This is a genomic window from Mycobacterium sp., assembly GCF_049647605.1.
Lineage (GTDB): Bacteria > Actinomycetota > Actinomycetes > Mycobacteriales > Mycobacteriaceae > Mycobacterium.
The window spans coordinates 43,189-60,961 of the sequence record NZ_JBARXZ010000152.1 but is presented as its reverse complement, the minus strand read 5'-3'; the positions used below and the strand labels follow the sequence as shown (position 1 = coordinate 60,961).

Below are 17,773 nucleotides of genomic sequence, written 5' to 3'. Positions count from 1 at the left end.
GTCGGCCAGTCTGTGAAATCGCTGTGTGGTGGATTGCCTCGAGGACAACCGAATCCGTTGTTGCCCTGACACATCGACTTAACCCGGACCCGTGCGTGTTTACGCGATCGACACTGCCAAGCGGCGGCCCTCGAAACAGGTCGATCTCACCATTCTTGCGTGGAGACCCCCACGCCCACAGCGATGTCACCCCGCCGGCCGCCTATTGCCACCGCGCCCGGCAACACTTTCCGGTGCCTGCTCAGGTTTGCATTCGCCAACATCCGGCGACGGCCCGAACGTTTTGTGCTGTCGGTCCTGGGCATCGCGCTGGCCATCGCCTGCGTCGTGGTGGTGCGCACCATCGCGGCGAGTTTTGCGATCACCGGCGCTGATTCGGTATCGGAGGTTCTCGAGGGCTCGCAGCTCTGGGTGGTGCCTGCCGCTGGTGTGCACTATGACCCACAAGCCCAGGCGCTTGTCGCCGGCGGGCCGGCGCCGACGATCACCATCCCGGACGGTTGGCGCGGCGTTCGGACCACCACCGGAGCCGTCGAGGTCAACGGCATCCGGCTGTCCCTGCACGGTGAGGATGAAATACCCACGGGCCAAGCCATTCTGAGCCCTGAGCTGGCCGAGCGCCTAGATGTCGCGGCGGGGGAGCCCATTGTCCTCGGTGGCCGATTCCTGACCGCTGAGATCTCCGGGACGGGGCCGTCACTGACCGTGGCGACCGACCTCGCGGAGTCGCTGGTGGGAGATGCGGGTTGGTGGACCGTCCACGCGCCGCCGGGTGAACAGACCCGTCGTGACCTGGGGCAGGTGTTCGGCGCTGACGTGGGCCTTCCCTCGACCTCCGACCCTTCGGTGCAGCCCGACCCGGCAGGTTCAGGGTTGATCTATGACACCGTGGGCGGGACAGGGCCGCTGACTTTCGAGCAGAAATTCTCGGCCTTGTTCTCCGGGAAGGTCACCGGCTCGACACTCGGGCTGATCTCGATCGTCGGCCTCGGCCTCGGTTTTGTGATCGCGGTGTCGTCGTTCCTGGCGGCGGTGGCTGAGCGCACGCGTGAGTTCGGCATCATGAGCAGTATCGGCCTGGCCGATGAGGTGCTCTACTTCTTTCTCGTCGAGTCCGGTGTGGTCTTCGTCGTCGCCTACATCATCGGCATCACCGGTGCGGGAGCTGCAGTGGCACTGGTTATTCCAGGAATCGCAACGGTCACCGCCTGGGCGCAGGCTTCGGCCATGGTCGCCGCGTTCCTGCCGGCGATGGCCATCGTCGGAGCCTTGGTTCCGGTCCACCGACTGCTGCAACAACGCCCGGTTGCCTTGCTGGAGGCCCGCTGATGAGACGGAAGATGCCGATGCTGAGTAGGGGTCTGTCCTACGGGTATCTGTCGGCGCGGCGCCGAATTCGGGAGATGGTGCTGCCCATCGTCACCACCGCCACCGGCGCGTTTCTGGTGGTCCTGGTCTTCGGTATGTCGGCGGGTATCACCGCGCAGTCGGCGATGCTCGGTCACGCCGACGAGATCAACCGGGCGGTCATCCTGATCGGGGTCACGGTGCTCCTGGTCGGAGTCGTCGAGGTAGCGGTCGCCACCACCCGGACCATCGCGCATCGCACCCGCGAACTCGGTGTGCTGAGTGCCAACGGAATTCCACGCGGCCCGGTGGTGGCCGCGCTGCTGGTAGAGCCCGTCGTGGCGGCCGTGCTGGGTGCATTGCTGGGAGCTGTGCTCGCGGTCGTCGGCGGTGTGCTACTGGCGGCCACTGGCCTGGTCGAGACCGGTATCTCCTATGGCGGCTTGGCAATCGGAGTGGCGACCGCGGTGGCTGTCAGCGTCGTCGCCGCCGTCGGCACCAGCTTCGTGCCCACCTGGAACGCGGCGTCGCGTCCCCCCATCAGATCGTTGACCGCAGGAGGTTGACCAACTCATGACCGCATTGGACGAATCCGCCGACCCCGCCACCATCGTCGACACCGAACTCCGGACGGTGCCGGTGATCGAGATCGTCGACGTCTGGAAACTCCACAAACTGGGCGACGAAGTGGTCAAAGCCCTCGTCGCCGCCGAACTCACGGTGACGCCAGGGGAGTTCGTCTGCCTGATGGGCCCGAGCGGCAGCGGCAAGTCGACACTGCTGAACATCATCGGCGGCCTGGACCGGCCGACCAAGGGGACGGTGACGCTGGCCGGCCGTGACACCGGGGAGCTCACCGAAAGCCAATTCGCCGCGCTGCGGCACGACACCATCGGCTTCATCTTCCAGAGCTACAACCTGATCCCGTTCCTGTCGGCCGTCGAGAACGTCGAACTACCACTGATGTTCGAACCCTATGATCGGGCCGCACTGCGCAGGCGGGCGGTTGAACTGCTGGAACTGGTGGGTTTGGGCCACCGGGTCAATCATCAGCCCACCAAGATGTCGGGCGGGGAACAACAGCGCACCGCCATCGCCCGGTCGCTGATCAGCAATCCGACGTTGGTGCTCGCCGACGAACCCACCGCCAATCTGGACCACCGGACCGGAGAGACGGTGGTGCGGATGCTGCGTGACCTGTGTTCAACGCTGGGCGTCACCGTGGTCGCCAGCACCCATGATTCCACGGTGGCCGACGAAGCGAGCCGTGTCGTCCGGATGAAAGACGGACAGATCATCAACTGAAACTGCGGTTTCCCTTCATATTTCGGAGATCTGATGACACACGCTGAGGCTGCGCCGCCCGCCGGGCGCGACACACTCATGACCACCGAGCTGGTTCCCGAGCAGATCCTACCCAAGGTGATGACCACGTTCGGCCTCACGGCCGCATATGTGTTCATCATCTGCTGGATCACCGGCTCCTCGGTGATGGCGGGCGGAGGTTGGACCGCAATCCCGATGTGGGTCTTGGGAATCCTGACATTCCTGGTTCCCGCCGGGATGGCCGTCGTGGAGCTCGGCAACCTATGGCCGGGTCAGGGCGGCGTGTACATCTGGGCCACCCGGACGATGGGGGAGACCTGGGGATTCATCGGCGGCTACCTGTCCTGGGTGCCGGTCATCCTCAACGCCGCGTCCTCGCCCGCGGTGGTGCTGCAGTTCCTACTGTTGGCGTTCCACGCGGAGCTGGGGTTGATGACCAGCATCATCTTGCAGTTGGTGATCCTGTGGACGGTGATCGGGCTGGCATTGGCCAAACTTGCAGCCAATCAACGGATCATGAACGTCGTCTTTGTCGCCTACGGAATCCTGACACTGACGATCTTCATCAGCGGCCTGCTGTTTGCCGTCGAGAACGGCTCCGCCACCCCGTTCAGCTGGGCGGAGGCCACCATCCCGAACTTCGCGGTCGCAGGTTTCCTCTACGGCACCGTGCTGCTGTACCTGCTGGGAGTGGAGACGCCCTACAACATGGGCGCGGAGTTCTTGTCGGTCCGCAAGAGCGGACCGAAAATGATCCTCTGGGGATCGACGGCACTGGTCGCCATCTACCTGCTGACGACGCTGGGCACCATGATGGCGCTGCCCCGCGACCAGATCGATCCGGTGACCGGGGTGATCGGCATGTTGGGAGTTGCCGGTTTTCCCGGCCTGATGGAGATCTGTGCGGTGGTGTTGGCATTCATCGTCATCATCGCGTTGATGACCTACCAAGTCGCCTACTCGCGGCTGATCTTCGTCTCCGGCCTGGAACGACACCTGCCCCGCATCTTCACCCATCTCAACCCGCGGACCCGAAACCCGGTGACAGCCGTGCTGATCCAGGGCGTCATCTCCTCACTGATCCTGGTTGGGCTCTACTCCCAGAGCAGCATGGCCAACGTCACCATCTATCTGCAGGGCGGTCTGTCCACGGTTTGGCTGCTGTCCGGGTTCTTCTTCCTGATCCCGCTGATCGTCGCCCGCAAGAAGTACGCGGATCGCTATGCCAACGAACAGTTCTGGCGTATCCCGGGCGGTATGGCCGGGGTGTGGACGGTGGTTGTCGTCGGTTCGATCGGCACCGTCGGTGGCATCTACTACTCGTTTGTCACGCCGTGGATCGACGTGCCCACGGCGACGTGGATGACGTGGGTCGGCGGTATCAGCCTGGGCATGTTCGCGCTGGGCCTGACGGTCTACGTCTTCGGTAGGCGCTCGGCCCGCCGGATGTCGCAGGAGGACTCCCTGGCGCATCTCGCAGTATTCGATCTCAAGGATCAGGAAGGGACCACCAAATGACGATGGAAAGCACCGTACTGAGAACACCCGGCTCCGATGATGGCGCCCGCTACCCTCTGGATCCGCTGTCGGGTGCGGAGATCGAGTCGGCGGCCCGGATCGTCTCGGAGTCCGAGTACGGCACTGCCACTTTGAGGTTCGTGATGATCCAGCTCGCCGAGCCTGACAAGACGCCGGAGCTCACCTTCGACTCGGCCGCGGTGGTGCCGCGGCAGGCCTTTGTCACGATGTACGACACGGCGGCCAAGATGGTGTACGAAGCGGTGGTCGACGTCGTGGCAGGCACCGTCGACGGGTGGAAGTCGATTCCCGGACGATTCCCGTCCTACCTGGTCGAGCACATGACCGGGGTAGAGGAGAAGGTCCGGGAAGATCCGCGCTGGCAGGAGGCGATCCGCAAACGTGGTGTCACCGATTTCAGCCTGGCGATGATCGACCCGTGGCCGGCGGGTTACTACGGTGCCCAAGACCATTACGACAATTCGGCACTGATCTGCCGCCCATTGACCTTCATCCGGGCCGCTCCTTCCGAGCATGGCTACGCCCGGCCGGTCGAAGGTCTGATCGTCACCTTCGACCTCGATGCCATGGCCGTCATCGACATCGAGGATCACGGGGTGGTTCCGTTACCGCCGAAGGCGGGCAACTATTCTTCGGCATTCATGTTCGACCCCGACAACCGCCCGGCGTTCACGCAGTTCCGGGACGGCGTCAAGCCCATCGAGATCACCCAGCCGGATGGCCCGAGCTTCACCGTCGACGGGTGGCAGGTGAGCTGGCAGAAATGGTCGATGCGGATCGGATTCAATCCGCGTGAAGGGTTGACCATCCACGAGGTCACCTACACCGATCGGGGCCAGACCCGCCCGATCATGTACCGGGGATCGCTGTCGGAGATGGTGGTGCCCTACGGCGACAGTTCAGCCACCCACTGGAACAAGAACGTCTTCGACATGGGCGAAGTCGGCATGGGATTCTCGGCGAACCCGCTGACGCTCGGCTGTGACTGTCTGGGCGAGATCTTCTACTTCGACGGCACGGTCAACGACTCCAGCGGTACTGCCGTGACGATCCCGAACGCCATCTGCATGCACGAGGAGGACTATGGGATCTCCTGGAAGCACACCGATTTCCGCACCGAGGAGGTCGAAGTGCGGCGGTCGCGCCGGTTGGTGATCTCGATGATCTGCACGGTCGGCAACTACGAGTACGGGTTCTTCTGGTACTTCTACAACGATGCGTCCATCGAGGTCGAGGTCAAACTGTCCGGTGTGCTGACCACCGGGGCGGTAGCGGAGGGTGAAACGCCCCGGTGGGGCAAGATGGTGGCTCCCGGTATGTACGGGCCCAATCACCAACACTTCTTCAACTTCCGGCTCGACATGAACATCGACGGCCCGGGAAACTCGGTGTACGAGGTGGATTCGATTCCGGAGCCGGATCCGGAGCTCAACCCGCATCGAAACGCCTGGATCACCCAGGACACGCTGGTGGGCTCCGAAGCTGAAGGGGCGCGTGACTGGAACTGGGCCACCGGCCGCTACTGGAAGGTGAGCAACCCCTCGAAACTCAACGAGCTCGGTAACCCGGTGTCCTACAAGCTGACTCCCCGGGAGGTGGTGCCGGTGATGGTCCAGGAGGGGTCCTACATCTATGACCGGGCCCGGTTCGTTCAGCACAACCTCTGGGTGACGAAGTTCGATTCCGCGGAGAGGTTTGCTGCCGGTGACTACATGTACCAGTCGGCGGATGCGCAGGGTCTGCCGCAGTTCATCGCTGATGATGCACCGTTGGAAGACACCGATGTGGTGCTCTGGTATACCGTGGGCGCCCATCACGTGGTCCGGCCCGAGGACTGGCCGGTGATGCCGTGTGCCTACGCCGGCTTCCATCTCAAACCGGTCGGGTTCTTCGACGGCAACCCGGCACTGGACATCCCGCCGTCACCGCCTGCGGCGTGTCATCACAGCGGCTGAGCCTGGCTGCCGAGGTCGACAACCGTGTCGGCCAATGCGCTGACCACTTTCGGATTGTGGCTCACCAGAACGATTCCGGTGGACTCGGCAGCCACCTGCTTCAGGAGTTCGACGACGGCGCCGGCCGCGATGGGGTCCAGCATCGCGGTCGGCTCATCACACAGCAGGAATCGGGGCATGCCCATCAGGGACCGGGCGAGGCAGGCGCGCTGCAACTGGCCGTCGCTGACCTGCGCCGGGTAGCGATCCAGCAATGCCTGGTCCAGTCCCACCCGGTCGATCACCGCATCGAGGTCGGCGCCGGCTCCCCGGATCCGGGCGGGCTCGCCGATGACGGCACGCAGCGTCCAGCGGGGATTGCACACCAGCCGCGGGTGCTGCGCCAGCATGCCGAGGAAACCCGGTGCACACCTGTCATTTCCGTCGTAACGCACGGTACCGCCGTCCGGGATCTGCAATCCGGCCAGCACCCGCAGCAGCGTGGTCTTGCCACATCCCGACGGCCCGGTGACCCCGATGGTCTCACCGCTGCCGGCGGTCAGGCCGATATCGTGCAGGACGGGACGGGCACCGAAACCGATGGTGATACCCGTGGCCTCCAGTCGGTGCGCGGTCACGACAGCGCTCCGGTGAAGAACGACCGGACATAGCCGTCGGTGCTGTCGGTCATGGCGACCGCCGGTTCTTGACAGATCACCGAACCCTCTCGCATCAGCGCGATCTCGCGGCACACCTGCGATTCCATGAGTGAGTCGAGATCGTGGGTGATCACCAGCACCCCGGTGCCGGTGCCGGCCACCTCGGCGAGCAACTCCCAGACCGCGGCGGCGTGACCCGGGTCGAGCGCCGATGTCGGCTCGTCTGCCACCAACAGCTCCGGACGCCCGGCCATTGCCGCCGCGATGGCCGCACGCTGGGCCATCCCGCCGGAGATTTCGTGGGGATACAGTGAGCCGGTCTCCACCGCAAGGTGGGCCGCGGTGAGGAGTTCGGCGGCGCTGCGGTCGGAGTTCAGCTGCCGACACACCTGGTTCAGTTGGGCGCCGATGGTGTGCACCGGGGTGAACGACGTCGCCGCCGACTGCGGAACCAGGCCGATGTGGGAGCCGCGCACCGAACGCCACTGCCGTTCATCGGCTCCGGAGAAGTCGTCGCCGTCGATGACAAGCCGGCCCTCGGTACGGGACCCCGGTGGCAGCAGCCCGCACAGTGCCGCGGCGACAAGCGATTTACCGCAGCCCGATTCGCCGATGAGCGCGGTGACCGACCCGGGGTGGACGGTGAGGTCAACGTCGTGGAGGGCGCGCACGACAGGGGAACGGCGGCCGCGGCGCGTGGCGATGTCGACCGTGAAACCGGTCAACTGGGCGGCTGGTCGGGTCATCACCAGACCCGCCCGCTGGGCGGCTCGCTGCGGCGCCGCAACGCCGATGCGGCCGCTGCGAACACCAGGGCGGCGACGGTCAGGGCAGCGGCGGGCACCACCAGCGTCCACCAGGCGCCGGAAAGGATATCGCCGCGAGCTTGCCCCAGTAGGGTTCCCAGGCTGGCCCGGTCCGGGGACAACCCCACACCCAGAAAGGACAGCGTCGACTCGTGCCACACCGCGTGCGGCAGCAGCATGACCATGGCGACCACCGCTTGCCCGGCCATCGCCGGCACCAGATGATGGCGGGCGATGAACCACCGGGAGGCGCCGGCCAACCGCGAAGTCTGCACCCAGCCGGCATCGGTGACGGCCAGAAGCTCGGCGCGCACCACCCGTGCGACGGCCGGCCAGTGCGTGAGCGCGATCGAAGTGATGATGGCCAGCGGCTCGCCCCGCCACATCGCGGCGATGACGATCCCGACAACAAGGTGTGGCAGCGCGTTCACACCGTCGACGACTCGCATGACGGTGGCGTCGATCCAACCGCCGGCCAGCGCCGATCCCATCCCGATCAACGATCCCAAGATGGTGGCGATCACTGCGCATACAGCCGCGATGAGCAGTGAGATCTGCAGTCCCTGTGCGGATCTGACAAGAAGGTCGTAGCCGGAGTGGTCGGTGCCGACCAGGTGCGCGGGGCTCGGGGGTTGCAGCGCCCGGCCGAAATCGGCGGTTTGCTCACCCGCGGCCAACGGAATTCCCACCGCGGCGACAACGATGACCGCCAGCGCGTACCACGGCCACGCAGAGATGGCCGGCCGCAGAAGCGGGGGAGTGCTCATGCGCGGAGTCCGATCCTCGGGTCCAGCGCAACGGCGGCGGCGTCGGACAGCGCCGAGCCGAGCAGCACCGCCGCAGCAGCACCCACCGTCAACGCTGCCAGCAGCGGAAAGTCCAACGCGGCAGCCGAATCCACCAGGGTCGCGGCCACCCCCGGCCAGCCGAACACGGTCTCGACGATCGCGGCGCCGGCGATGAGTTCGGGCAGCCGGGTTCCCAGCAGGGCCAGCGTCGGCAGCACCGAGACGGGGGCGATGTGTCCACGCAGCAGCGGCCAGCCGTGAATTCCCCGGGCGCGGGCCCCCCGCACCGCGTCGGACGAACAGGCCTCGCGCACCGCGGTCCGGGTGGTCAACAACAGCCAGGGGATCTGCGAGACGACCAGGGCGATCAGCGGCAGTATCGAATACGTCGCCAGCCCGCTGACCGAATACTCGCCGCCGGGCGGCCGGGCGCCGGAGGTGGGCAGCCAGCGCAAGCCGACCGCAAAGACCGTCACCAAGGCCAGCGACACCACAAACGGTGGCATCGAGGCGAACGTCACCGCGAACACGGCGCACAGTCGGTCGAACACGCCGCCGCGCATGCCGGCCAGGCAGCCGAGGGCCAGCGCGATCAGAGCGCTGAGCGCCAGCGCGGTACCCGACAGTGCCAGGGTGAACGGCAAGCGTTCAGCCAGCACGGTGGTGACCGGCAGGGACTGCGTCGAGGACCAGCCGAGATCGCCCTGTGCCGCCGCCGTGATCCACTGCCACCACGCCTGCCACCACGGCTGGTCCAGGTCGTAGGCGACGCGCATGGCGGCCCGCTGGGATTCCGTGGCGAACTGATAGTTGCTGCCCAGATAGGCCGCCAGCGGGTCGAGCGGGGACAGCGAGGCGATGAAGAACACGCCGAAGGACACCCCGATGGTGACCGGAATCGCGATGGCAGAACGGATCACGAGCAACCTGGCAGCCGGGCGGCTGCGGTTGCGGCGCCAGTTGACCGGTGCCGGTGCCGGATCGGCAGCGGTCACACCGCCGGGCGCCGGGGTTTTCAGCGTGTCCACGTGCTCAGATGCCACCACGGGCCCCATGCGACACCGTGTGCATGCGGTTCCAGGATGGGCGCCGATTGTTTCCAGCCCAGATCGCGGTAGGCGTAGGTGTGATCGAGGAACGCCAGGAACACATTCGACGGCTGCGCGACGTAGCTGGTCTGGATGTCCCGGTAGAGGGCGTCTTTGCCAGGGCCGGAGGCGGATTGGCGCGCTTGCTCGAGTAGCTGATCGAGTCCGGGGGCGGTGAAGTTGCCCGGGTTGGCGTACGGCGAGGAGTCGGGCAGCCTGGTGTGCAGGGTGTCGAACACTTGCGAGTCGATGCTGTAGGGCGTCGAGCCGCCGCCGAGCAGCACGGCAGAGGTCTCGAAGCGGGTGTCGATCTCGTCCCAGCTGCTGCCGCGGGGATTCACCTGGATGCCAAGCGGTTTCATCGCCGCGGCGAAGGCCACGGCGAGGTCGCGGCGCAGCGTGTCGGAGGCGTTGTAGAGGAGTTCGAATTCGGCGGTGGCGCCGTCTTTGGTGCGGATCCCGTCCGGGCCCGGTCGCCAGCCCGCGCGGTCGAGCACGGTGCCTGCCTCGGTCAGGTCGAAGACGAAGGTGGCGTCGGGGTTGTGGGCATCGCCGTAGACCTCACCGATCGGGGTGTCCGCGGGTCGGCCGTGCCCGTCCAGCACGTCACGGATCATGGCGTTGCGGTCGACGCCGAGGTTCATGGCCAGCCGGGCCTGCGGGTCCGCGGTGAACGGGATTCCGGCCGGGAAGGACACGCCGCGCCAGTCGGCGGATTTGACGGCCACGGTGGTGACCACATCACCTTCGGTGTCGCTGCGTACCGAATCGATGAGCTTGGGTGGCAGGTTGGCTCCGTCGACCTCGCCGGTGGCGATCCGCTGCGCCCGGGTGTTGTCGTCCGGAGTGTGGGTGTAGACCACCCGCGTCACCTGGGGTTGCACTCCCCAGTAGTCGTCGCGTGCCACCAGGACTGCCTGATCGGGACGCAGGCTGTCCAACTGGTAGGGGCCGGTGCCCACCGGTGCGGTGTTGAGCGCCCAGTCGGCTGCTGGTGCGTCTTCGACCTTTTCCGACGGGACGATGCCGACCAACAGGTACGGCGAGGGATCGGCTTCGGTGTCGACATCAACGATCACCGCCAGGGGGCCGTCGGCGGTCACGGCGGTGATGGGGCCGATGTTGGTGGCGATGTCGGATGCGACGGTGGGGTTTGTCAACGCGGCGTAGGTTGCCACCACGTCGGCCGAGTCGAAGGCACTGCCGTCGGAGAAGGTGACACCTTCGCGCAATGTCAGGTGCCACCGCTGCGGAGCGAGTCGTTCGGGCACCGTGGCGGCCAAGGCGGGCACCAGATCGGGGATGGCGGCATCGGACTCCGCCTGCGGGCGCAACAGCCCCTCGTAGAGCGGCGACACCCCGAGTTCTCCGTAACCGGCCAGCGGGTTGTACCCGCCGAGTTCCGCAGCTTCGGCGAGCACGATCTGATCCGGCGATCCCGGCGCCGACGACGGTTGAGAGCAGCCGGCCACGGCGATCGATGTGGCGATCGTCATGGTGAGGCCAAGGTGTGTGCGCACTCTCATCTGCCAGGTCATCGGCACCCACTCCGCTCATCTGTTCATCTGATCAGATGAAGAGTACTAGCGGATCGCCCCGACGACCTGCTGGAATCGCCGAAAGCGTGATGCCGGAGGTGCGTCGGACACCCGGCCGCCGGATTCGGTGCCGATGCGCATCGGAAGCGTGGCGCCGATTTCGGCGCGGCATTCCACGACTATCGCCCCGTGCTGACTCCGCGCCGAAGTCATGAGGCAGGATAGGTTCCGGCCGTCCTGGGTAATGCCCGGATGGCACTCGTATGCCCGGAACACGCTGAAAAACTGATGGGGGAGGCTGATGACTGGCTACTCTCGGGTGCTGCTCAAGCTCGGTGGCGAGATGTTCGGCGGCGGGCAGGTCGGGCTCGATCCCGATGTCGTCGCCCTGGTCGCGCGTCAGATCGCCGAGGTCGTCCGCGACGGTGTGCAGATGGCCGTGGTCATCGGCGGCGGCAACTTCTTCCGCGGCGCGCAGTTACAGCAGCGCGGTATGGAACGCACCCGTTCGGATTACATGGGCATGCTCGGCACCGTGATGAACAGTCTTGCGCTGCAAGACTTCCTGCAGAAGGAAGGTATCGACACCCGGGTACAGACCGCGATCACCATGGGGCAGGTCGCCGAGCCGTACCTTCCGCTGCGGGCCCGGCGGCACCTGGAGAAGGGCCGGGTGGTGATCTTCGGTGCCGGGATGGGGCTGCCCTACTTCTCCACCGACACCACCGCCGCACAGCGGGCCCTGGAGATCGGTGCCGATGTGGTCTTGATGGCCAAGGCGGTCGACGGCGTGTACACCGACGACCCGCGGACCAATCCCGAAGCCGAACTGCTGACCGCCGTCACCCACCGAGAGGTGATCGACCGCGGCCTCAAGGTGGCCGATGCCACCGCGTTCAGTTTGTGCATGGACAATGGCATGCCGATCCTTGTTTTCAATCTGCTGACCGATGGAAATATCGCCAGGGCCGTCGCAGGTGAGAAGATCGGGACACTGGTCACCACTTGACGTAACCGTCAAGGGCAAGCGATGCAGTGACACCACGCCCCGGGGCGAGCGTGAACGACGGGAGAGAATGACCGTGATCGACGAGGCACTCTTCGATGCCGAAGAGAAGATGGACAAGGCCGTGGCCGTGGCCCGCGACGATTTGGCAGCGATCCGGACCGGACGCGCCAATCCGGGCATGTTCTCTCGTATCAACATCGACTACTACGGATCGATGACACCCATCACCCAGCTGTCGAGCATCAACGTGCCCGAACCGCGCCTGGTGGTCATCAAGCCCTACGAGGCGTCGCAGTTGAAGCACATCGAGGACGCGATCCGTAACTCCGACCTCGGAGTCAACCCCGGCAACGACGGTGCCGTCATCCGCATCGCCATTCCGCAGCTCACCGAGGAGCGCCGCCGCGAGCTGGTGAAGCAGGCCAAGGGCAAAGGCGAGGACGCCAAGGTGTCCGTCCGCAACATCCGTCGTAAGACGATGGAAGAGCTCGGCCGCATCAAGAAGGACGGCGAAGCGGGCGAAGATGACGTCACCCGTGCCGAGAAGGAAATCGACAAGACCACCCAGCAGTACATCAGCCAGATCGACGATCTGGTGAAGCACAAGGAAGGTGAGTTGCTGGAAGTCTGACGGCTTCCAGTGAGCACCCCCGTGGCGAATACCGACACTGGCAGCGAGCCGGCGCCCAAGACCTCTCGCGCAGGGCGCAACTTGCCCGCGGCAATTGCGGTCGGCTCATTTCTGGGTTTCGGCCTCATCGCGATCCTGCTGTTCGCACCGTATGTGTGGATAGGTGTCGTCGCGGTTGCGATGGCCGTCGCCACCCACGAAGTTGTTGCCCGCCTGCGTGACGGCGGGTTTGTCATCCCGATCGTGCCGTTGCTGGCCGGCGGCCAGGCCATGATCTGGCTGACCTGGCCCTTCGGCGCTGCCGGCGCGCTCGGCGGGTTCGGCGGCACGGTGCTGGTCTGCCTCATCTGGCGACTGCTGGCACACGGCCTCAAAGCCGCCCCGTCGAACTATCTGCGGGACGTGTCCGTGACGGTCTTCCTGGCCGCGTGGATCCCGCTGTTCGGTGCGTTCGGTGTGCTGCTGATCTATCCCGACGACGGCTGGGCCCGGGTGCTCTGCATGCTGTTGGCGGTGGTGTTCTCCGATATCGGTGGCTACACCGCCGGGGTGCTGTTCGGGAAACACCCCATGGTGCCGGCCATCAGCCCGAAGAAGTCGTGGGAAGGCTTCGCCGGCTCGCTGGTCTTCGGGACGGCGGCCGCGGTCCTTGCGGTGGTGTTCCTGCTCGAGCAGCCCGCCTGGGTGGGCATCCCGCTGGGCATCTTCCTGGTGATCACCGGAACCCTCGGAGACCTGGTGGAATCGCAGGTCAAGCGCGATCTCGGCATCAAGGACATGAGCTCATTGCTTCCCGGCCACGGCGGCATCATGGACCGCGTCGACTCGATCCTGCCGTCGGCGGTGGCCACCTGGATCGTGCTCGCCATCCTCGCCTAGACCCGTCAATTCGGGTTCGGAGCGCTATTAGCGGATACTGGACACCGCTATGAAGCAAGAGTTGGTGTTCGAGGCGCCGCGACGGGCCCTACCCCCGCGCCATTTTGCCGATCTCGATGAGACGGCCCGCAGTGCCGCGGTCGCTGAACTGGGGTTACCGGCGTTCCGCGCCAAACAGTTGGCATCGCAGTACTTCGGTCGGCTCATCGCCGATCCGGAACAGATGACCGACCTGCCCGCCGGAGTGCGCTCCCAGATCGCCGAGGCGCTGTTCCCCCAGTTGCTGACCGTCGCCAAGCAGATCCAGTGCGATGCCGGGGAGACCCGCAAGACGCTGTGGCGGGCCGTCGACGGCACCACGTTCGAGTCGGTGCTGATGCGCTACCCGGACCGCAACACCGTGTGTATCTCGTCGCAGGCCGGCTGCGGCATGGCTTGCCCATTCTGCGCCACCGGTCAGGGTGGGCTGATGCGCAACCTGTCGGCCGGGGAGATCATCGAGCAGGTCCGGGCCGCGGGCGCTGCGGTGCGCGACGAATTCGGCGGCCGACTGTCCAATGTCGTGTTCATGGGCATGGGGGAGCCGCTGGCCAACTACAACCGGGTGCTGACGACAGTGCGCCGCATCATCGAACCGGCGCCGCACGGGTTCGGGATCTCGGCCCGCTCGGTCACGGTGTCGACGGTCGGGCTGGCACCGGCCATCCGGAAGCTCGCCGACGAGAAGCTGGGGGTGACGCTGGCGTTGTCGCTGCACACCCCTGACGATGAGCTGCGCGACACCCTGGTGCCGGTCAACAACCGCTGGAACATCGATGAAGTGCTGGATGCCGCGCGGTATTACGCGGACAGCAGCGGCCGCCGGGTCTCGGTGGAGTACGCCCTGATCCGCGACGTCAACGATCAGCCCTGGCGGGCCGACCTGTTGGGCAAGAAGCTGCACGCCGTTTTCGGGCCGCTGGTGCATGTGAACCTGATTCCGCTGAATCCGACGCCGGGCAGTGAGTGGGATGCGAGCCCGAAGCCGGTGGAGCGGGAGTTCGTGCGACGGGTGCGGGCCAAAGGCGTGTCTTGCACGGTGCGGGATACGCGCGGCCGGGAGATTGCCGCCGCGTGCGGACAGCTGGCGGCCGAGGGGTCCTGAGCTAGCTGATCGAGCTTGAGTCTGTGGCGGGTTGTGGTGTGAAATCCCGCCCTGGTTTCAAGCTCGGCGGCGTTGCTTCAGTGTCGCCGAGAGTGCCGCCGCCAAGAGTGCCGCGCCGATAGTGCCGCCGCGAGCGCTAGGAGCGCCGGGACTTACCGCAGCCAGCCGCGGCGGCGGCCCCACATGTCGCGGACCAGGAAGAACAGGCCGGCGACGGCAAAGCCGATGAGGAAGTAGTCCTCGACATGGCCCTGGTGGTTGCCGTGCATCATGAGCAGCAGGAAGACGATTCCGAGGAAGCCCCAGATGTGCCAGGTGCGGTGGTTGATCTTGCTCCAGCCCCACTGCGCGGAAGGCACATCGGCGGGGTCGACATCGTTGTAGCGCTCTACCTCGGTGCTGACCACTGCTGAGCTCCTTATGACGATCGGGCCGGAAATCCTGCCGCCATTCTGGCATACGCCTGCCAGCCCGCTCAGCGCACCGCGTTGTAACGGCGCAGCGCCTCGGCCCGCTCGGTGCCGTGGTCGACCATCGGCGCCGGATAGTCGGCGGTTCCGTGTTCGGGAACCCAGCGCCGGACGTAGGTGCCGTCGGGGTCGAATTTCTTGCCCTGGGTGTCGGGGTTGAACACCCGGAAATAGGGTGCGGCGTCGGTGCCCGACCCGGCCGCCCATTGCCAACCGTGCTGGTTGCTGGCGATATCGCCGTCGAGCAGTTGGTCCAAGAACCACCGCGCGCCCCACTGCCATGGCAGGTGCAGGTCTTTGACCAGGAACGAGGCGGTGATCATGCGTACCCGGTTGTGCATGAAGCCGGTCTCGCGCAGCTGCCGCATCCCGGCGTCGACGATCGGGAAGCCGGTGCGGCCCTCCTTCCACACGGCGAAGCTGTGCTCGGCGGCCGAGTTGTCGTCGACCTGGATGGCGTCGAAATCCTTGTTGAAGTTCCACCAGGCGCTGCGCGGCCACTCCGCCAGGACGGAGGCGTAGAAATCGCGGAACGCCAGCTCCCGCAGATAGGCCGCCGGGCCTGCGGCGTTGCTGCCCAGATCGGCGGCCAGGGTTCGCGGGTGGATGTTGCCGAAATGCAGGTAGGCCGACATCCTGCTGGTGGTGTCCAGGTCGGGCCGGTCGCGGTCGTCGGCGTAGTCGTCGAGGTGCTGATCGACAAATTGCCGCCACCGGCGGAGGGCGGCTTTCTCGCCGGCCGCGTACGGCAACTCGGTGCCCGGGTCGGGGATGTCGAGGTTGGCGCCGGCGACCTCGGCGGGGTCGACCCAGCGGGCCGAGTCGGCGCCGGTCCTGGCCGGGGCCCGCCAGCCGTGGTCTTTCCACCGGCGGAAGTAGGGCGTGAACACCTTGTAGGGGCTGCCGTCGTCCTTGGTGACCCGGCCGGGGCTCACCAGGTATGCCGAGCCGGATGCTTCGAGCGGGATGTCTCCCAGAGCATCCGCCACGGCCGTGTCACGGGCCCGCCCGAACGGGGTGAATTCTGCCGAGACATGCACCGAGGTGGCCTCGACGGCTTTGGCCAGTGCCGGGATCCGTGACTCGGGGCGGCCCCGGGTGATCATCAGGCGGCCGTCGAGGGCGTCCCGTAACTCCCGCAGCGAGTCGTAGAGGAACTGCACCCGGCGAGAACCCGCGGACCCGGTCAGCCGTGGATCGAGGACGTAGCAGGCCAGCACCTCGGCGCCATCGCAGGCCGCGTCGAGCAGGGCCGGCAGATCGTCGAGCCGCAGGTCTCTCCGAAACCACATCAGCCGTGTCATGCCTGAGATGCTGCCCGATTTCGCGGCGGCGGAAACCACCGGCCGGAGACTTACCGTGACGCCGGATGTCGGGCCCGGGCGCCGCCGCCCTGACAGAATGCTGCGATGACCGTCCAGCATGCCGCTTCTACTGGGACACAACTGATTCCACCCAGTGGCAGACCGATCTGTGCTGGCTGGTTTTCCGGGCAGGCGAACGATGGCCCGGCCCATGACAGGCCGGCGCGCGGTCGTGACCGGTGGCACCCAGGGGGCGGGTGCGGCGGTTGTCGAGGTGTTGTGCCGCGGCGGCGGGTGGTGGTGCACATCGGATCGATCCAGAGCCGGATGCCGCCTCGTCGATCGTCGGGGCGGACCTGTGTGGTCGACGGCGGGACGGTGCGCACCATCTAGAGGGTCGGTTCCGCTTCAACAAAAAACGGCAAGGCAGCCCGGTCGGGGGTTCGGGCTGCCTTGCTTGTCTGGGGGAGCCGTCAGCTGGCCGGCGGCATCAACACGGTGTCGATCATGTAGACCGTCGCGTTGGCGGTTCGGACGCCGCCGCACACCAATCCGGCATCGTTGACCTTGAGCGCGTCACCTTCGCCGGTGACGGTCAGCGGTGCGCCCTGCACGGTCGCGTGCTCACCGGCCACTTGAGCGGGGCCGGCCTGTCCGGGTACCACGTGATAAGTCAGGATCGAGGTCAGCAGAGCGGAATCGGTCTTGAGCTGCTCGAGGGTGGCCGGGTCGATTTTGGCGAAGGCGTCATCGGTGGGCGCGAACACGGTGAACTCGCCGCCGTTGAGGGTGTCGACCAGATTGACGTCCGGATTGAGCTGACCCGACAACGCCTGGGTCAGGGTCTTCAGCATCGGGTTGTTCGAGGCGGCCACCGTGACCGGATCCTGTGCCATTCCCATCACCGAACCGGGCCCGGTGGGAACCTGCTCGGCGTAGGCGGCGCAACCGGTCCCGATCAGATCGGTGCCCGCTTCGGCCATCGCGCTGCTGGTGGTGGGCGCAACCGAGGTGGCGGATGGCATGGTGGTCATCTCGACGGAGGTGGCGGCGCTGGTGTCGGTGCTCGAGCTGTCATTCGAACAGGCCGACAGGCCCAGGACTGCGATCGCGGCAACGCCCGCGGTGACGACTCTGCGGTGAACCGGTTTCATGGCGCATGACTCCTTTGTCTGGTGAAGCGTCTCTGGTGAAGCGTCAGAGGAGTGACACCAGGCATTCGGAGTCGGCGGGGCCGGGGACGGCACCGGAGCGGTTATGTCACGGTTGTGTCATATTTTGCCGCTGTCGGCACCGCCGGGAGTGCGGCTT

Annotated in this window: 18 protein-coding genes; 9 read left to right on the top strand and 9 right to left on the bottom strand. The window is 66.1% G+C overall.

What is annotated here, in order from left to right; all coding sequences use genetic code 11:
• Nucleotides 1–183: 183 nt before the first annotated feature.
• Genes WBB07_RS19435 through WBB07_RS19415 form a run of 5 tightly spaced genes read left to right on the top strand, consistent with a single transcriptional unit; the run spans nucleotide 184 to nucleotide 6,167 of the window.
• Nucleotides 184–1,329 carry an ABC transporter permease gene (locus WBB07_RS19435; RefSeq protein WP_526310053.1) on the top strand — a complete coding sequence of 382 codons (1,146 nt, stop codon included), beginning with the start codon at nucleotides 184–186 and terminating at the stop codon, nucleotides 1,327–1,329.
• A 17-nt stretch (nucleotides 1,330–1,346) separates the two neighbouring features.
• Nucleotides 1,347–1,913: an FtsX-like permease family protein gene (locus WBB07_RS19430; protein ID WP_526310052.1), complete on the top strand. Its 567-nt coding sequence runs from the start codon at nucleotides 1,347–1,349 to the stop codon at nucleotides 1,911–1,913.
• Nucleotides 1,914–1,920: 7 nt separating this feature from the next.
• Nucleotides 1,921–2,652 carry an ABC transporter ATP-binding protein gene (locus WBB07_RS19425; RefSeq protein ID WP_526310024.1) on the top strand — a complete coding sequence of 244 codons (732 nt, stop codon included), beginning with the start codon at nucleotides 1,921–1,923 and terminating at the stop codon, nucleotides 2,650–2,652.
• A 33-nt stretch (nucleotides 2,653–2,685) separates the two neighbouring features.
• A complete protein-coding gene (locus tag WBB07_RS19420; protein ID WP_526310023.1) occupies nucleotides 2,686–4,191 on the top strand; it encodes an amino acid permease in 1,506 nt (501 codons plus the stop codon).
• A complete protein-coding gene (locus WBB07_RS19415; protein ID WP_526310022.1) occupies nucleotides 4,188–6,167 on the top strand; it encodes a primary-amine oxidase in 1,980 nt (659 codons plus the stop codon). The genes WBB07_RS19420 and WBB07_RS19415 overlap by 4 nt, the downstream gene beginning before the upstream one ends.
• On the opposite strand, the gene WBB07_RS19410 is transcribed toward WBB07_RS19415, so the two are convergent.
• From WBB07_RS19410 to WBB07_RS19385, 6 genes are all read right to left on the bottom strand, one after another.
• Nucleotides 6,155–6,784 (bottom strand): ABC transporter ATP-binding protein, encoded by a 630-nt coding sequence (locus WBB07_RS19410; protein ID WP_526310021.1) that lies wholly within the window; start codon nucleotides 6,782–6,784, stop codon nucleotides 6,155–6,157. The genes WBB07_RS19415 and WBB07_RS19410 overlap by 13 nt on opposite strands.
• Entirely contained in the window at nucleotides 6,781–7,551 is a 771-nt protein-coding gene (locus tag WBB07_RS19405) for an ATP-binding cassette domain-containing protein (protein ID WP_526310020.1), read from the bottom strand. Before WBB07_RS19405 ends, WBB07_RS19410 begins: the two co-directional genes overlap by 4 nt.
• Entirely contained in the window at nucleotides 7,551–8,378 is an 828-nt protein-coding gene (locus WBB07_RS19400) for an ABC transporter permease (RefSeq protein WP_526310019.1), read from the bottom strand. Before WBB07_RS19400 ends, WBB07_RS19405 begins: the two co-directional genes overlap by 1 nt.
• Nucleotides 8,375–9,442: an ABC transporter permease gene (locus tag WBB07_RS19395; RefSeq protein ID WP_526310018.1), complete on the bottom strand. Its 1,068-nt coding sequence runs from the start codon at nucleotides 9,440–9,442 to the stop codon at nucleotides 8,375–8,377. The genes WBB07_RS19400 and WBB07_RS19395 overlap by 4 nt, the downstream gene beginning before the upstream one ends.
• Nucleotides 9,415–10,983, bottom strand: a complete 1,569-nt coding sequence (locus tag WBB07_RS19390; protein ID WP_526310017.1) for an ABC transporter substrate-binding protein — start codon at nucleotides 10,981–10,983, stop codon at nucleotides 9,415–9,417. Before WBB07_RS19390 ends, WBB07_RS19395 begins: the two co-directional genes overlap by 28 nt.
• An 87-nt stretch (nucleotides 10,984–11,070) precedes the next feature.
• The gene (locus tag WBB07_RS19385; protein ID WP_526310016.1) at nucleotides 11,071–11,238 is read right to left on the bottom strand and encodes a hypothetical protein; all 168 of its coding nucleotides are present in this window, start codon (nucleotides 11,236–11,238) and stop codon (nucleotides 11,071–11,073) included.
• Nucleotides 11,239–11,326: 88 nt separating this feature from the next.
• Here WBB07_RS19385 and pyrH point away from each other — a divergent pair, with 88 nt between their 5' ends.
• The 4 genes from pyrH to rlmN all read left to right on the top strand — a co-directional run bounded on the left by pyrH (nucleotide 11,327) and on the right by rlmN (nucleotide 14,688).
• Complete coding sequence (pyrH, locus tag WBB07_RS19380; RefSeq protein WP_526310015.1) at nucleotides 11,327–12,034, top strand: UMP kinase; 708 nt, start codon at nucleotides 11,327–11,329, stop codon at nucleotides 12,032–12,034.
• 73 nt (nucleotides 12,035–12,107) lie between these two features.
• Nucleotides 12,108–12,665 carry a ribosome recycling factor gene (frr, locus tag WBB07_RS19375; protein ID WP_526310051.1) on the top strand — a complete coding sequence of 186 codons (558 nt, stop codon included), beginning with the start codon at nucleotides 12,108–12,110 and terminating at the stop codon, nucleotides 12,663–12,665.
• 21 nt (nucleotides 12,666–12,686) lie between these two features.
• Entirely contained in the window at nucleotides 12,687–13,544 is an 858-nt protein-coding gene (locus WBB07_RS19370) for a phosphatidate cytidylyltransferase (RefSeq protein WP_526310014.1), read from the top strand.
• Nucleotides 13,545–13,593: 49 nt separating this feature from the next.
• Nucleotides 13,594–14,688: a dual-specificity RNA methyltransferase RlmN gene (gene rlmN / locus WBB07_RS19365; protein WP_526310013.1), complete on the top strand. Its 1,095-nt coding sequence runs from the start codon at nucleotides 13,594–13,596 to the stop codon at nucleotides 14,686–14,688.
• A gap of 152 nt (nucleotides 14,689–14,840) precedes the next feature.
• On the opposite strand, the gene WBB07_RS19360 is transcribed toward rlmN, so the two are convergent.
• The 3 genes from WBB07_RS19360 to WBB07_RS19350 all read right to left on the bottom strand — a co-directional run bounded on the left by WBB07_RS19360 (nucleotide 14,841) and on the right by WBB07_RS19350 (nucleotide 17,616).
• Nucleotides 14,841–15,095 carry a DUF2631 domain-containing protein gene (locus WBB07_RS19360; RefSeq protein WP_526310012.1) on the bottom strand — a complete coding sequence of 85 codons (255 nt, stop codon included), beginning with the start codon at nucleotides 15,093–15,095 and terminating at the stop codon, nucleotides 14,841–14,843.
• A 68-nt stretch (nucleotides 15,096–15,163) separates the two neighbouring features.
• Nucleotides 15,164–16,462, bottom strand: coding sequence for a cryptochrome/photolyase family protein (locus WBB07_RS19355; RefSeq protein WP_526310011.1), 1,299 nt, complete (start codon nucleotides 16,460–16,462; stop codon nucleotides 15,164–15,166).
• A gap of 473 nt (nucleotides 16,463–16,935) precedes the next feature.
• Nucleotides 16,936–17,616, bottom strand: coding sequence for a fasciclin domain-containing protein (locus WBB07_RS19350; protein ID WP_526310010.1), 681 nt, complete (start codon nucleotides 17,614–17,616; stop codon nucleotides 16,936–16,938).
• Between the last annotated feature and the right edge of the window lie 157 nt (nucleotides 17,617–17,773).

Bases quoted from the DNA above. Each gene is read 5' to 3' on its own strand.
- WBB07_RS19435 (WP_526310053.1), top strand. From the start codon at position 184: ATGTCACCCCGCCGGCCGCCTATTGCCACCGCGCCCGGCAACACTTTC.
- WBB07_RS19385 (WP_526310016.1), bottom strand. From the start codon at position 11,238: ATGACTTCGGCGCGGAGTCAGCACGGGGCGATAGTCGTGGAATGCCGC.
- pyrH (WP_526310015.1), top strand. From the start codon at position 11,327: ATGACTGGCTACTCTCGGGTGCTGCTCAAGCTCGGTGGCGAGATGTTC.
- WBB07_RS19430 (WP_526310052.1), top strand. From the start codon at position 1,347: ATGCTGAGTAGGGGTCTGTCCTACGGGTATCTGTCGGCGCGGCGCCGA.
- WBB07_RS19350 (WP_526310010.1), bottom strand. From the start codon at position 17,616: ATGAAACCGGTTCACCGCAGAGTCGTCACCGCGGGCGTTGCCGCGATC.
- WBB07_RS19425 (WP_526310024.1), top strand. From the start codon at position 1,921: ATGACCGCATTGGACGAATCCGCCGACCCCGCCACCATCGTCGACACC.
- WBB07_RS19405 (WP_526310020.1), bottom strand. From the start codon at position 7,551: ATGACCCGACCAGCCGCCCAGTTGACCGGTTTCACGGTCGACATCGCC.
- WBB07_RS19420 (WP_526310023.1), top strand. From the start codon at position 2,686: ATGACACACGCTGAGGCTGCGCCGCCCGCCGGGCGCGACACACTCATG.
- WBB07_RS19390 (WP_526310017.1), bottom strand. From the start codon at position 10,983: ATGACGATCGCCACATCGATCGCCGTGGCCGGCTGCTCTCAACCGTCG.
- WBB07_RS19400 (WP_526310019.1), bottom strand. From the start codon at position 8,378: ATGAGCACTCCCCCGCTTCTGCGGCCGGCCATCTCTGCGTGGCCGTGG.
- rlmN (WP_526310013.1), top strand. From the start codon at position 13,594: ATGAAGCAAGAGTTGGTGTTCGAGGCGCCGCGACGGGCCCTACCCCCG.
- WBB07_RS19415 (WP_526310022.1), top strand. From the start codon at position 4,188: ATGACGATGGAAAGCACCGTACTGAGAACACCCGGCTCCGATGATGGC.
- WBB07_RS19355 (WP_526310011.1), bottom strand. From the start codon at position 16,462: ATGACACGGCTGATGTGGTTTCGGAGAGACCTGCGGCTCGACGATCTG.